The 14430-nt window shown below is 45.1% G+C and carries 16 protein-coding genes and 1 pseudogene; 8 read left to right on the forward strand and 9 right to left on the reverse strand.

What is annotated here, in order from left to right; translation table 11 throughout:
* Positions 1-259: 259 nt before the first annotated feature.
* The 7 genes from pomA (at position 260) to rlmM (ending at position 6966) form a co-directional block, all read left to right on the forward strand.
* Positions 260-1024, forward strand: a complete 765-nt coding sequence (pomA, locus tag ACQEXU_RS06020; protein WP_367987036.1) for a flagellar motor protein PomA — start codon at positions 260-262, stop codon at positions 1022-1024.
* A 9-nt stretch (positions 1025-1033) separates the two neighbouring features.
* A complete protein-coding gene (locus ACQEXU_RS06025; protein WP_367987035.1) occupies positions 1034-1981 on the forward strand; it encodes a flagellar motor protein MotB in 948 nt (315 codons plus the stop codon).
* A 147-nt stretch (positions 1982-2128) separates the two neighbouring features.
* Positions 2129-3577, forward strand: a complete 1449-nt coding sequence (thiI, locus tag ACQEXU_RS06030) for a tRNA uracil 4-sulfurtransferase ThiI (protein ID WP_427010064.1) — start codon at positions 2129-2131, stop codon at positions 3575-3577.
* A gap of 388 nt (positions 3578-3965) precedes the next feature.
* Positions 3966-4874, forward strand: a complete 909-nt coding sequence (locus tag ACQEXU_RS06035; RefSeq protein WP_367987033.1) for a transcriptional regulator GcvA — start codon at positions 3966-3968, stop codon at positions 4872-4874.
* Entirely contained in the window at positions 4867-5490 is a 624-nt protein-coding gene (locus ACQEXU_RS06040; RefSeq protein WP_427010065.1) for an alpha/beta family hydrolase, read from the forward strand. Before ACQEXU_RS06035 ends, ACQEXU_RS06040 begins: the two co-directional genes overlap by 8 nt.
* Complete coding sequence (locus ACQEXU_RS06045) at positions 5480-5878, forward strand: DUF423 domain-containing protein (protein ID WP_427010066.1); 399 nt, start codon at positions 5480-5482, stop codon at positions 5876-5878. The genes ACQEXU_RS06040 and ACQEXU_RS06045 overlap by 11 nt, the downstream gene beginning before the upstream one ends.
* Positions 5875-6966: a 23S rRNA (cytidine(2498)-2'-O)-methyltransferase RlmM gene (rlmM, locus tag ACQEXU_RS06050; RefSeq protein WP_427010067.1), complete on the forward strand. Its 1092-nt coding sequence runs from the start codon at positions 5875-5877 to the stop codon at positions 6964-6966. Before ACQEXU_RS06045 ends, rlmM begins: the two co-directional genes overlap by 4 nt.
* A 64-nt stretch (positions 6967-7030) precedes the next feature.
* Here rlmM and ACQEXU_RS06055 read toward each other — a convergent pair whose 3' ends face one another.
* Positions 7031-8356 (reverse strand): Na+/H+ antiporter family protein, encoded by a 1326-nt coding sequence (locus ACQEXU_RS06055; protein WP_427010068.1) that lies wholly within the window; start codon positions 8354-8356, stop codon positions 7031-7033.
* Positions 8357-8380: 24 nt separating this feature from the next.
* Positions 8381-9031, reverse strand: coding sequence for a ribonuclease T (rnt, locus tag ACQEXU_RS06060; protein WP_367987028.1), 651 nt, complete (start codon positions 9029-9031; stop codon positions 8381-8383).
* 188 nt (positions 9032-9219) lie between these two features.
* On the opposite strand from rnt, the gene motY reads away from it, so the two are divergent.
* Positions 9220-10101, forward strand: coding sequence for a flagellar protein MotY (motY, locus tag ACQEXU_RS06065; RefSeq protein WP_367987027.1), 882 nt, complete (start codon positions 9220-9222; stop codon positions 10099-10101).
* Positions 10102-10132: 31 nt separating this feature from the next.
* Here the strand turns inward: motY and ACQEXU_RS06070 are convergent, their stop codons facing one another.
* The 7 genes and pseudogenes from ACQEXU_RS06070 to ACQEXU_RS06100 form a co-directional block, all read right to left on the reverse strand.
* Positions 10133-10570 (reverse strand): DUF2753 domain-containing protein, encoded by a 438-nt coding sequence (locus ACQEXU_RS06070; protein WP_427010069.1) that lies wholly within the window; start codon positions 10568-10570, stop codon positions 10133-10135.
* Between the two features lie 138 nt (positions 10571-10708).
* Positions 10709-11125 carry a lactoylglutathione lyase gene (gloA, locus tag ACQEXU_RS06075; RefSeq protein ID WP_427010070.1) on the reverse strand — a complete coding sequence of 139 codons (417 nt, stop codon included), beginning with the start codon at positions 11123-11125 and terminating at the stop codon, positions 10709-10711.
* 9 nt (positions 11126-11134) lie between these two features.
* A complete protein-coding gene (gene nth / locus ACQEXU_RS06080; protein WP_367987024.1) occupies positions 11135-11776 on the reverse strand; it encodes an endonuclease III in 642 nt (213 codons plus the stop codon).
* A gap of 24 nt (positions 11777-11800) precedes the next feature.
* Entirely contained in the window at positions 11801-12493 is a 693-nt protein-coding gene (locus tag ACQEXU_RS06085; RefSeq protein WP_427010071.1) for an electron transport complex subunit E, read from the reverse strand.
* Complete coding sequence (rsxG, locus tag ACQEXU_RS06090; protein WP_427010072.1) at positions 12486-13121, reverse strand: electron transport complex subunit RsxG; 636 nt, start codon at positions 13119-13121, stop codon at positions 12486-12488. The genes ACQEXU_RS06085 and rsxG overlap by 8 nt, the downstream gene beginning before the upstream one ends.
* A gap of 8 nt (positions 13122-13129) precedes the next feature.
* Entirely contained in the window at positions 13130-14176 is a 1047-nt protein-coding gene (rsxD, locus tag ACQEXU_RS06095) for an electron transport complex subunit RsxD (protein WP_427010073.1), read from the reverse strand.
* Positions 14176-14430, reverse strand: a pseudogene (locus ACQEXU_RS06100) (electron transport complex subunit RsxC); the annotation flags it as partial. The gene rsxD and the pseudogene ACQEXU_RS06100, both read right to left, overlap by 1 nt.

Below are 14430 nucleotides of genomic sequence, written 5' to 3' on the forward strand. Positions count from 1 at the left end.
TGAAAGATGCACGAAAGTTACCTTAGCAGGTAATGATGGTCAAATTTAACCGAGTAAAATTGTCAGAAAAATAGATTTTACACATGCATGCCCACAAAAGGAAAAAGGTCATCAACAGCGGCGTATTTATAGTCTAGTATGACAAATAAGCAGGCTAAGCCTAATTTGTGTGAGTGTGATACCAATAAAACATTAAAGATCTGAGCATGTTGCCGATATAATTTGGTAGAAGCTTTAAAGATAGCATGAGGAGTGCTTTGTGGATTTAGCAACGCTGATAGGACTCATTGGCGGCTTTGCTTTCGTGATCATGGCAATGATTTTAGGCGGAAGCATCATGATGTTCATCGACGTGACGTCGATTTTGATCGTTGTGGGCGGCTCAACTTTCGTTGTGTTAATGAAATTTACCATGGGGCAATTCTTTGGTGCCACGAAAATCGCTGGTAAAGCATTCATGTTTAAAGCCGATGAGCCAGAGGATTTGATCGCGAAAGTGGTTGAAATGGCTGATGCGGCACGTAAAGGCGGTTTCTTAGCTCTAGAAGAGATGGAAATCACTAACAGCTTCATGCAAAAAGGCATCGACTTATTAGTGGATGGTCATGATGCCGATGTCGTCCGCGCAGCATTACAAAAAGATATCGCGTTAACTGATGAGCGTCACGAGCAAGGTGCTGGTGTATTTCGTGCGTTTGGCGACGTAGCACCAGCCATGGGGATGATAGGTACGCTGGTGGGTCTGGTTGCTATGCTATCAAACATGGATGACCCCAAGGCAATTGGTCCTGCGATGGCAGTTGCACTTCTTACAACGCTCTATGGTGCGATTCTTTCCAACATGGTTTTCTTCCCAATCGCAGACAAACTTTCACTTCGTCGTGAGCAAGAAAAACTTAACCGTCGTTTGATCATGGATGGGGTGCTCGCGATTCAAGATGGTCAAAACCCTCGTGTTATTGATAGTTATCTGAAGAATTACCTCAATGAAGGTAAACGTGCGCTTGATGTAGATAACGAGTAAGGAAGCACAATGGATGATGATAACGAATGCAAATGTCCGCCACCCGGCCTTCCATTATGGATGGGAACATTTGCGGACCTGATGTCACTGCTGATGTGCTTCTTCGTACTTCTGCTTTCGTTTTCAGAAATGGACGTGCTGAAGTTCAAACAGATTGCAGGTTCAATGAAGTTTGCCTTTGGTGTACAAAACCGTTTAGAAGTGAAAGATATCCCTAAAGGGACCAGCATTATTGCGCAAGAATTTAGGCCTGGTCGGCCAGAGCCAACGCCCATTGATGTCATCATGCAGCAAACCATAGACATTACGCAGCAGACGCTTGAATTCCATGAAGGGGAATCGGATAGAGCAGGTGGAACTCAGCGCGATCAAGGTAAGATGACGGGGGGACAATCACCCGAAACATCGACCAAGAACAATCAGAATTCCGAATCGGATCAAACTCAGCAACAATCTGAGGCGATGTCTGAAGAGATGGAAACCGTTATGGAAGCCATCAAAAAAGCGCTGGAACGTGAAATCGAACAAGGGGCGATTGAAGTTGAAAACCTTGGCCAACAAATTGTGATTCGGATTCGAGAGAAGGGAGCGTTCCCAGAAGGTTCGGCATTCTTGCAACCGAAATTCCGTCCTCTAGTTCGCCAAATTGCAGAGCTAGTCAAAGATGTTCCGGGCATTGTGCGGATCTCTGGCCACACTGATAACCAACGAGTCGATTCCGAGTTGTATCGTTCCAACTGGGATTTATCTGCGCAGCGTGCAGTATCGGTTGCTCAAGAAATGGAAAAAGTACGCGGCTTTTCTCATCAACGTCTGCGAGTTCGCGGTATGGCAGATACGGCTCCTCTAGGGCCAAATGATACGGAAGCTCAACGCTCAAGAAACCGACGAGTGGAAATCAGTATTATGCAGGGTGAGCCTTTGTATAGTGATGAAGTGCCATCCACACCGCAATAAGCCAAACAAGAGGCGAGCTGAAAAGCTCGTCTTTTTTATGGTCATTTCATCATGTATAATCTTGCGCCCTTAGAGAGTGATGATCTTGTCATCACTACCGTAGATTGCGAACTAAACCGCGAAAGCTGCTAACTAGTGAAGTGAAGTATGAAATTTATCGTAAAGCCCCATCCAGAAATTTTTGTTAAAAGTGAATCTGTGCGTAAGCGCTTCACGAAGATCCTAGAATGCAACATTCGCAACATCATTCAGAGTCGCACTGAGTCGGTAGCGGTATTTAACCGTCGAGACCACATTGAAGTCACTTCTGAAAGTGATCAGTATTTCAATGAAGTACTTCAAGTACTTACTCATACTCCGGGTATTCATCATGTACTGGAAGTTCAGCAATCTGAATTCAAAGATTTGCACGACATCTACGAGCAAGTACTGGAACTGAATCGTCCAAACATTGAAAACAAAACGTTTGTGGTGCGTGCAAAACGTCGTGGTAAACATGATTTCACCTCCATTGAACTAGAGCGTTATGTCGGTGGTGGCCTTAACCAAGCGGTAGAGAGTGCCAAAGTTAAACTGCAAAACCCAGATGTCACCGTGAAGATTGAAGTGGCGGGTGAGAAGTTAAACCAAATCATTGCTCGCCATAAAGGATTAGGTGGTTTCCCTCTTGGAACTCAAGAAGACGTATTGAGCCTGATCTCCGGTGGTTTTGACTCTGGCGTATCAAGCTACTTACACATCAAACGTGGCTCAAAGGTTCATTACTGCTTCTTTAACCTTGGTGGTCCAGCGCATGAGATTGGTGTAAAGCAAGTCTCTCACTACCTATGGAACAAGTATGGTTCTTCCGCGAAAGTTCGCTTTATCTCGGTTGACTTTGAACCTGTTGTGGCTGAGATCTTAGAGAAAGTCGATGACGGTCAGATGGGTGTTGTCTTAAAACGCATGTTCATGCGTGCCGCAGGCATGATTGCTGAGAAGTTTGGTATTCAGGCTTTGGTGACGGGTGAAGCGTTAGGTCAGGTTTCTAGTCAGACGTTGACCAACTTACGTCATATTGATGGTGTAACTGACTCACTTATCCTTCGTCCTCTAATCAACTGGGACAAAGAAGACATTATTAACTTAGCTCGCCAAATTGGCACTGAAGACTTCGCGAAAACAATGCCTGAGTATTGTGGTGTGATTTCGAAGAAGCCAACAGTGAAAGCCGTGAAGGCGAAACTCGAAGCGGAAGAAGAGAAGTTTGACTTCGATATTCTAGAACAAGTGGTTCGAGATGCTCGCCAAATGGACATTCGTGACATTGCGAAAGAGTCTGAGCAAGCTGCGCCAGAAGTCGAGCAAGTGAAAGCGGTTGAAGAGCATGCAATTGTTTTGGATATTCGCAGCCCTGAAGAAGAAGACGACAATCCATTAGAAATTGATGGCGTGGAAGTAAAGCACCTTCCATTTTACAAGCTCGGTACCCAGTTTGGTGATTTAGACCAGTCTAAAACGTACTTGTTGTACTGTGACCGAGGTGTGATGAGCCGCCTACAAGCATTGTATTTGCAAGAGCAAGGTTTTAATAACGTTAAGGTATATCGCCCTTAATTATCTTTGCTCATAAGAGTATAGAAGCGCAAATCGTGAAAGCGGTTTGCGTTTTTTTTGTATCTGAAAGGTGGGGTAGCACTGAATCGGCATAAAAAAACACCGCCAAAGAGGCGGTGCTAAAAATTTGACAGACAGGTCAAAATAAATACAGGAAGTATATGTTCTATTTCGGTGTGAAACAGAACGGTGGTAGAAACCTACCTAACTCGAAATTCGAGTTTGCAAACACAACATCGCAACAACAAAGCCAATTGATTCTAAATAAGAATCAAGCCGTTCAGGCTTGCGTTGCGGGATGAAATATAGAATTTCTCTGGTCGAGAGGCAACGGACAATTTATAATGTTTCAGATTAAAAAAACTAATCTTTAACGTTGAGAGCTAGCATGTCCAGAAGATTGCCTCCCCTAAACTCGTTAAAAGTTTTTGAAGCGGCTGCACGTCACTTAAGTTTTACCCGCGCCGCTGAAGAACTCTTTGTTACTCAAGCCGCTGTCAGCCACCAAATTAAAGCTCTAGAGGAGTTTTTAGGGCTGAAACTTTTTCGTCGTCGCAACCGTTCTTTATTGCTTACGGAAGAGGGGCAAAGTTACTTTCTTGATATAAAAGACATCTTTACCTCGCTTTCTGAAGCGACGGATAAAGTGCTGGAACGCAGTGAGAAAGGGGCTTTAACCATTAGTCTGCCACCGAGCTTTGCTATCCAGTGGTTGGTTCCTAGGTTATCTGACTTCAACCAACAAGAGCCGGATATTGATGTTCGTATCAAAGCGGTGGATATGGATGAAGGTTCACTGACTGATGATGTCGATGTCGCGATCTATTACGGCCGTGGAAATTGGCCGGGTTTACGTGCAGATAAACTCTATCAAGAATATTTAATTCCACTGTGCTCACCGTCACTATTGCTTGGGCCTAAACCATTAGAATCACTAACCGATTTGAAACAGCATACGTTACTTCATGACACATCTAGAAAGGATTGGAAACAATTTTCTAAGCAGCATGGTCTTGATGGCGTTAACGTTAACCATGGTCCTATCTTCAGTCACTCAACCATGGTGCTTCAAGCGGCAGCTCATGGACAAGGGGTTGCGCTCGGGAATAACGTGCTGGCACAGCCAGAGCTAGAAGCCGGGCGTCTCATCGCTCCGTTTGATGAGCTGCTTGTTTCAAAAAATGCCTTTTACGTTGTGTGTCATGAAAAGCAGGCAGACATGGGACGGATTGCAACGTTCCGAGATTGGATGTTAGCGAAGGCACAAAGTGAGCAAGAGGATCTATTAGATGAGTGATGTGATTGTTCAAGGTGACAGTGAGCATCCACTATTTATTTTTGCTCATGGGGCTGGCGCCGGCATGGAGCATGCGTTTATGGAGCAAGTGGCAATGGGGTTAGTTAATACTGGCATTCAAGTTATTCGGTTTAATTTTCCTTATATGGTTAAACGAGCTGAGGACGGCAAGAAGCGTCCACCGGATCGCGCCCCAAAACTGCTCGAGGCTTTTCAGGACGTCATCGCGAAATATGCGGCCAAACCAGTGGTTATTGGTGGAAAATCGATGGGTGGAAGAATGGCAAGCTTATTAGCACAGGAGGAGAATGTCGCTGCGGTCGCCTGTTTAGGGTTCCCATTTCACCCACCGGGAAAACCGGAGAAGTACAAAGCCGAACACCTTGCAACGTTGGAAAAACCTTGTTTGATCTTGCAGGGTGAGCGTGACACCTTTGGTAAAAAAGAAGAGTTTGTCGATTTTGAGCTTTCCCCAAAGATTCAGGTTCATTTTCTGCCAGATGGGGATCATAGTTTTAAACCTCGGAAACGTTCAGGTTATACCGAGGCCGAAAATATCGAACAAACAATCGCACAACTGAGTCAATTTATTAAAGAGGCTTATCATGAAGCATAAGTACTTACTGGCTTTTGGTGGAATCTTGATGGGTGTTGCTGTTGCGCTGGGTGCATTTGCGGCCCACGGTTTAAAGCAGCAGGTTTCTGCATATCTATTGGATGTCTTTCAAACTGGAGTGCAATATCAATTGATTCACGCATTGGCGATTTTATTGTGTGGGGTGTTGCTTAGTCTTCCAATTTCCGTAAAAGCGCAAAAATATTTTTTCATCGCATCAATTTGCTTTATCATCGGCATCTTTTGTTTTAGTGGCAGCCTCTACGCATTGACTCTGACTGGAATAAAGTGGTTTGGGCCAATCACACCATTTGGTGGAGTAACGTTTATGTTAGGGTGGGGGATGTTCGTATTCGCAGCACTGCAGATAAAAGAGGTTAGCAAGTGAAACAAGTAATGCTTTATTGCCGTTCGGGCTTTGAAAAAGAGTGTGCGGGAGAGATCCAAGATCGCGCCGCCGAACTGGAAGTTTATGGTTTCCCACGCCTTAAAAAGAATTCTGGTTATGTGCTGTTTGAATGTTACCAAGCGGGTGATGCAGAAAAGCTGGTTAAAAAACTGGACTTCCAATCATTGATTTTTGCACGTCAAATGTTTGCAGTAGCCGTTGAGTTCGAAGAGTTGCCACGTGAAGATCGTATTTCCCCAATTCTGCAGGAATTGAGTGACATTGAAGCTTTCCCTCGCTGTGGTGACATCCGGATTGAAACCCCGGACACGAATGAAGCAAAAGAGTTATTGAAGTTTTGTCGCAAGTTTACCGTGCCTATGCGTCAGGCGCTGCGTGGCAAGGGGATTTTGCTCAATAAAGAGAATCCAAAAAAGCCGGTTCTGCATATCTGTTTTGTGGCTCCTGGTCACTGCTTTATTGGCTACTCGGTATCGGGTAACAACTCTCAGTTCTTTATGGGGATCCCCCGTCTTAAGTTCCCAACCGATGCGCCAAGCCGCTCGACATTAAAGTTAGAAGAAGCGTTTCATGTATTTATTCCGCGTGAAGAGTGGGATGAACGTTTAGCGTCTGGTATGTGGGGCGTGGATTTAGGTGCTTGCCCGGGGGGCTGGACTTACCAATTGGTGAAGCGTTCAATGTTTGTCCACTCTGTGGACAATGGCATGATGGCGGATAGCCTGATGGAGACAGGGCAAGTTAAACACCACCAAGAAGATGGGTTTAAGTTTGAGCCAGCACGTAAGAACGTTACATGGCTGGTCTGCGATATGATAGAGAAGCCGTCTCGTGTTGCTCAGTTAATGGGTGAGTGGATCATCCGTGGTTGGGCAAAAGAAACCATCTTCAACCTGAAATTGCCGATGAAAGGCCGTTATGATGAAGTTCTGGAAGATATTGAAAACCTTAAGATCTTCCTAAAAGAAAACGGGGTGAAGTTTAAGCTGCAAGCAAAGCATCTTTACCATGACCGTGAAGAGATCACGGTACATATCCAAAGCCTATCAAATATCTCACCGCACTAATCAAACAAAACGAGCCCCAGTTCAGGGGCTCGTTTTTTATAGCTATCTTTTGTTTCTTTTGGCTTTAGAGCACCATCGCTGCAATCCAGCCGAAGACAATTAAAGGAATGTTGTAGTGAACAAAGGTTGGAACCACTGTTTCCCATATGTGTTCATGTTGACCATCGGCATTTAGGCCAGATGTTGGGCCTAATGTAGAGTCAGATGCCGGTGAACCTGCATCACCCAATGCCGCTGCGGTACCCACCAAAGCGATGGTTGCCATGGGTGAAAAACCAAATGCAGCAGCCAGAGGCACATAAATTGTCGCGATAATTGGGATGGTTGAGAATGATGAACCAATGCCCATGGTGACTAAAAGACCAACAACCAGCATTAATAGAGCAGCCAGCGGTTTGTTATCGCCAATGCTGGTGGATAGTGATTGCACTAAGGTTTCAACGCCTCCAGTGGCTTTCATGACAGCAGCGAAACCAGCTGCAGAGATCATGATAAAGCCAATCATTGCCATCATGTGAACGCCTTTAGTAAATACATCATGGGTTTCTTTCCACGCGATCACGCCACCAAAGGTAAATACCATAAAGCCAGCCAATGCACCGATGATCATTGAGCCGGTAAAGAGCTGTACAGCGAGTGCTGCGATAATACCGGCAACGGCAACCATAATGTTCTTTTTACACACGGTCTGAGGTGACTCTTCCACATGAGTGAGTTCGGTTTCAGGGTACTCACGTGGTTTTCTATAGCTGAAGAAGATAGCGGTCAAGAGGCCAAAAATCATCCCAGCGGCAGGCAGCAACATGGCTGTTGGTACTTGGCTCGCCACCACATTGTCTAAACCGTTGTCGTGCAGGTTTTTTAGCAAGATATTGTTAAGGAAGATCCCACCAAAACCAATTGGCAGAATCATGTAAGGGGTGATCAAGCCAAAAGTCAGAACACAGGCGACCATACGGCGATCAAGTTTTAGTCGGGCAAAAACGCTCAGTAAAGGTGGAATTAAGATGGGGATGAAGGCGATATGAACCGGAATAACGTTTTGTGATGACATAGTAACGGCAATTAGAGCCACCAAAACGCCATATTTTAGTCCGGTTGTGGCGGCACCATCTTCTTTACCGTTTAAACGCTTGATTACGCTGCGGGCTAAGATGTCAGTAATGCCAGATTTCGAAATCGCCACCGCAAAAGTACCAAGCATGGCGTAGCTTAGCGCAATGGTCGCACCGCCACCTAAACCACTTTCAAATGCCGAAACCGCTTCTTTGAGATCCATACCGGAAACCACGCCTCCAACGATGGCACTGAATGTCAGAGCGACAACGACATTCACCCGCATCAAGGCGAGGATCAGCATGATACATACTGAAATAACTACAGGATTCATATTTAACTCGTATTGTTGTGTTTGTTATTTTTCTTCAGCATCAATCAATGGCCAGCCACCGAGAGCTTTCCATTTGTTAACGATGCCGCAGAATAGCTCTGCTGTTTTTTGTGTGTCATAGAGTGCAGAGTGGGCTTCTTTGTTGTCAAAATCCATCCCGGCAGTTTTACAAGCTTTGGCTAATACGGTTTGGCCATAGGCTAGACCAGCAAGCGTTGCGGTATCAAACGTAGCGAAGGGATGGAAAGGGACTCGTTTTAATTTACAGCGCTCAGTCGCAGCTGTAACAAAACTATGATCGAAGGTGGCGTTGTGCGCCACGATAATGGCACGGCTGCAATCGACCGATTTTTGCTCTTTGCGGATCTGTTTAAAGATTTCTTTTAGTGCTTCGGCTTCGCTAACTGCGCCCCGTAATGGGCTGAAAGGGTCGCGGATGCCATTAAATTCAAGCGCTTCTTTTTCAAGGTTTGCGCCTTCAAATGGCTCGACATGAAAATGCATAGTGGTGGCTGGATGCAAATCACCATTTTCATCCATTTTTAAAGTGATGGCACATATTTCTAGAAGTGCGTCAGTTTTTGCATTAAATCCAGCGGTTTCTACGTCGATAACCACCGGGAAATAGCCACGAAAACGTTTTTTTAACGTCAATGCTTCGTTTTCTACAGTCATGTCGTTCTACAATTGTGTGATGAAGCTGGCATTATTGCAGATTCTTGTTGTAAGAAAAACCAGCGAGCTGAATAAAAAGCGGTGAACATGACACGCAGTGTGGCGAGCTTTTTGCATTATTTAGTGAGAATAAATACGGATGGCAATGTGTTGCCTCCTCAAGCTGTACCTATTGAGATAACGTCACTATGAAAAAGCTGTTAGCAATCAGTCTTCTGTTTTCCTGTTCTATTGCGTCATACGCCTCTAACGCAATAGAAAAGCGCTATGTAGCTAAACCGCAGCAGTCGACTTGGCAAATGGTGTCCAATACGCCGCTTGAATGCCGTTTAGTGCACCCGATCCCTAATTTTGGCGATGCGGTTTTTTCGTCTCATGCGAGCAAAAAAATTAACCTCGATTTCGAATTGAAAATGAAGCGTCCGATGGGGGAAACCCGTGACGTGAATTTGGTTTCTATGCCGCCAGTATGGCGCCCTGGCGATGGTGCTGAGCGCATTACCAATTTACGTTTTTTCAAGCAGTTTGACGGTTACGTCGGTGGGCAAACCGCTTGGAGTTTATTGGATGAACTCGAAAAGGGGCGTTATCCAACGTTTAGTTATCAAGAGTGGCAAAGCCGCGATCAACGAGTGGAAGTTGCACTGTCTTCAGTACTTTTCCAGCAGCAATACAATGTTTTTAGTAGCTGTATTGCTAATTTATTACCTTACAGTTTTGAAGATATATCGTTCACTATTCTTCATTACGACCGTACGAGTGTTGATCTTAACAAAGCGTCACAAAAGCGCTTAGCTCAGATCGCAGAGTACATTCGCTATAACCAAGATATTGATCTGGTGTTGGTTTCGACCTATACCGATGCAGAGGACAGTAAAAGTGCCAGTCAAAACCTATCTGAGCGCCGTGCTGAAGTGTTAAGAAACTACTTTAAGTCTCTGGGGTTGCCGGAAGATAGGATTCAGGTTCAAGGTTACGGTAAACGCCGACCAATCGATGACAATGCTTCTCCAATCGGTAAAGACCGAAATCGACGTGTGGTAATATCTCTGGGTCGGACACAAGTCTAATGAACAAAAAAGCCAGCATCAGCTGGCTTTTTTAATTTAGGCGGAATTTGGCGATTAGATTGCAGTTAGTTGCGGTATCAATATCTTGCACTTGCTTCGCAATTTCAGGATTTGGGTGACGCTTCATAAATTCAATCAGCGCTTTTTTGCAGCACCCCATCGAATCAATAAACGCATTGCAATCTGTATTTGGGCACTGTGGTACGAGCGTTAACACTTTCTCGGATGCCAGTTGTAGATATTTAAGTTCGTAGGTGGTATCGCCAACAGTACGCCAGAAAGAAGCGAGGTTATGGCATGAAATCACCGAAATCATTAAGCGATCTTCGACATCAATGTCTTCTGAATCACCAATTTGCTCACTGAGCGTCAATGCTTGCTGATAATGAAGAATACTTCTCAACTGATCGTCTTCCTTCATTGCTATGTCAGCAAGTAGAGTATGCTTCTCCCAATCTGCGATGCCCATTTTATTATCTCCAACACACGAGGTATCGAAAGATTAAATGATAACAATTATCATGTAAAGTTAAAAAATAAGGCAGCGAAGTGCTACCTTATGAATATTTTGTATCTATTTGATATGTATTGCTTATTTGAAACAGGGTTAGCCTTCTAGTCCAGCACTGGCTTGCTTATTTTGGATAAGCTCAATCATATAGCCATCAGGGTCTTTTACGAATGCGATGTGGGTTGTTCCGCCTTTGACGGGGCCTGGCTCACGTGTAATGTTGCCTCCAGCTGCTTTAATGGTGTCACAAGTGGTGTAAATATCATCGACCCCAATCGCAATGTGGCCAAATGCTGAGCCTAAATCATACTCACTGGTTCCCCAGTTGTAAGTCAGCTCAATCACTGCTCCTTGAGATTCATCACCGTAGCCAAGAAATGCAAGGGTATACTTGTATTCCGTATTTTCGTTGGTACGCAGAAGCTGCATACCCATAACTTGGGTGTAAAACTCGATAGACTTATCTAAGTCACCGACACGTAGCATTGTGTGAAGAATACGACCATTTGACATAGCTTGCTCCTAGCTCTCTGGATAGACTTTTTCTTTGAACTCACAAAGATCTTCAATAATACAGCTGCCGCAACGTGGCTTTCTGGCGACACAGGTATAGCGACCGTGAAGAATTAACCAATGATGAACGTCTAATTTAAACTCTTTAGGGACCACTTTTAGTAGCTTTTCTTCGACTTCATCCACATTTTTCCCCATTGCGAACTTAGTTCGGTTGGAGACACGAAATATGTGAGTATCAACCGCAATCGTGGGCCAACCAAATGCGGTGTTAAGGACAACATTGGCTGTTTTTCGGCCGACACCAGGTAGCGCTTCGAGTGCTTCACGGTTTTCTGGTACTTCACCATTGTGTTTGTCTAACAAAATACGGCACGTTTTGATAACGTTCTCTGCTTTAGAGTTAAATAAGCCAATGGTCTTGATGTACTCTTTAACACCGTCGACACCCAGATCGAATAAGGCTTGTGGTGTGTTAGCTACAGGGTAAAGTTTATCTGTGGCTTTGTTCACACTGACATCGGTCGCTTGCGCAGAAAGCAGCACTGCAATCAAGAGCTCAAATGGAGAGCTCCAGTTAAGCTCGGTTTGTGGGTTGGGATTGTCATCCCTCAGTCGTTGCAAGATCTCGATGCGTTTTGTTTTGTTCATTGGTAGGCTGCTTCCTGTGTATTCTTATTGGTTGGTGACTCGCACGCGCTCTATCGTCGCTTTTTCTTGTTTTGGTTGGCGAGACTCCATTTGCTTATCGATAACGTTTTTGAGGGCGATCAGTAAGCCAACGCCAATAAATGCGCCTGGCGGTAGTAATGCAAGTAAGAAGCTACTGTCGAAATGAAAGACTTCAATACGAAGCACTTTTGCCCAATCTCCGAGCAGAAGATCTGCACCATCAAATAGTGTCCCATTGCCAATGATTTCACGCATGGCTCCTAATAAAACGAGTACGCTGGTCATTCCCATGCCCATCCAGAAACCATCTTGCGCGGCGGGCAATACATCATTTTTAGACGCAAAGGCTTCCGCACGGCCAATAATGATACAGTTGGTAACAATAAGGGGGATGAAAATGCCCAGTGATAAGTACAGGCCATAAGCGTAAGCATTCATGAGCAGCTGTACGCAAGTAACCAATGCAGCAATGATCATCACAAACACAGGAATACGCACTTCTTTAGGGACAAAATTTCGTACCAGTGAAACGGTTACATTAGATCCAACCAGAACCAGTAAGGTTGCAATGCCGAGCCCTAGAGCATTGGTCACTGTAGATGAGACCGCAAGCAAAGGGCACAGGCCTAGCAGTTGGACAAGTGCGGGGTTGTTGTCCCACATGCCATTTTTAATCAGAGTTTTATGCTCAGCCATGATTGTCTCCACAATCCATTGGTTGCTTAAGTAGCTGTTCGCGATTTTGGTTGACGTAGTTTACGGTATTTTTGACCGCTTTGACGACCGCACGAGGGGTAATTGTGGCGCCTGTAAATTGGTCAAACTGGCCACCGTCTTTGCGCACTTTCCAAGTGTTGATATTTTGCTCTGTCACCTGTTTGCCACTAAAACCCAAGACCCAATCGGTAATACGTAAATCAATTTTATCACCTAGTCCCGGTGTTTCTTGGTGAGACAGAATTCGAGTGCCAGTAATGGTGCCATCTTGCTTGATACCAACGATAAGTTTAATTGCGCCGTTATAGCCATCTGGGGCGATGGCTTCGATAGCCAGTGCGCTTGGCTTACCATTTAACGTGGCGAAATAGGCTGGCATCGGCGTTGTTGTGCCCAGAGCGGGGTCACTGACCAAAGTGCATGAACGATAAAGTTCGTTATCGTGTAAATCGTGGGGAATAACTTGATTTAGCACGGAAAGCAATTGTTTCTGTTCTTGCAGTTTAATTTGATCTTGAGTGAGATATTGCGTCAATGCCACAAGGCCTGTCGAAGCGCAGGCAAAAATGGCAAGTGTGACGCCGTTTTTACGAATAGCGTTTAACATATTGCTCCTTAATGCCCGTAAGTTCGTGGTTTAGTGTAGTAATCGATCAGCGGAACACACATATTAGCGAGTAATACGGCAAAAGCTACGCCATCGGGGAAACCACCCCAACTACGAATGATGAATACCATGATCCCAATAAAGGCACCGTAAATCAGGCGTCCTTTGACGGTTGTTGATGCAGAAACGGGATCTGTCGCGATAAAAAATGCACCGAGCATTGTTGCGCCAGATAACAAGTGGAGTAATGGTGACGCTGTTGAATCAGGGGCGAACAGCATAAATAGGCTACTGATGACCAATAAGCTCATAAGGAAGCTCACGGGAATATGCCAACTGATAACTCGCATTTTCAGCAGCAGTAATCCGCCGATCAAGTACGCGAGGTTTACCCACTCCCAACCGATACCAGCTAAGGAAGAAAATTGAGGTTGGCTTAGGGCTTCAGCTGTTGTATGGCCTGAGTGTAGTGATGTTTTAAATGCATCCAGAGGGGTTGCCATGGTCACCCCATCAATGCCAGTCCTGATTTGTTGTAAGGATAGCCCTTCATTATTCAATCCACTGAATACTAACGAGAAAGCATCTCCCATAGAGATATGAGTCGTTTGTAGTTCAGCTGGAGAAATCCAACTAGTCATTTGAACAGGGAAAGAGATCAGTAGGACCACATAAGCAACCATCGCTGGGTTGAATGGATTTTGCCCGATCCCGCCGTATAGATGTTTGGCAATTAAAATAGCAAACACCAAACCAATTGTAATGAGCCACCAAGGAGAGAGTGGTGGTATCGCAACCGCAAGTAGCCAAGCGGTGACTAGGGCACTATTGTCCCTGAGTGCTGACATAGGGGGACGCTTGCGAGCGAGCATCACGCCTGCTTCTAAAACCAATGCAATAACAATGGCCATGATCAGCTGAATAATGGTACCCCAACCAAAGAAATACGTCTGTGTTGCTAAACCAGGTAACGCACATAAGGCGACCCATTTCATCAGATCAGGAGTACTTTTGCGACTGTGCGCGTGTGGTGAGCTGGCAATGAAGAAGGCCATTACTCTTCCTCCTCAGGTTGTTGGCTTGGTTTTGATGGTTGGTCTTTTGCGGCTTTGCGCGCTTTAGCACGTGCAATAGCGGCAGCAACGGCTGCTTTTTTCGGATCGTCTTCTTGTTCTGGAGCTGGTGAAGCTTCCGGCTCAGCAATCGGTTTGCTTTCTTGCTTCGCTTTGCGTGCTTTAGCACGTGCAATAGCGGCAGCAACGGCTGCTTTTTTCGGATCGTCTTCTTGTTCTGGAGCTGGTGAAGCTTC

This window comes from Vibrio sp. TRT 21S02 (genome assembly GCF_050113675.1).
Lineage (GTDB): Bacteria > Pseudomonadota > Gammaproteobacteria > Enterobacterales > Vibrionaceae > Vibrio.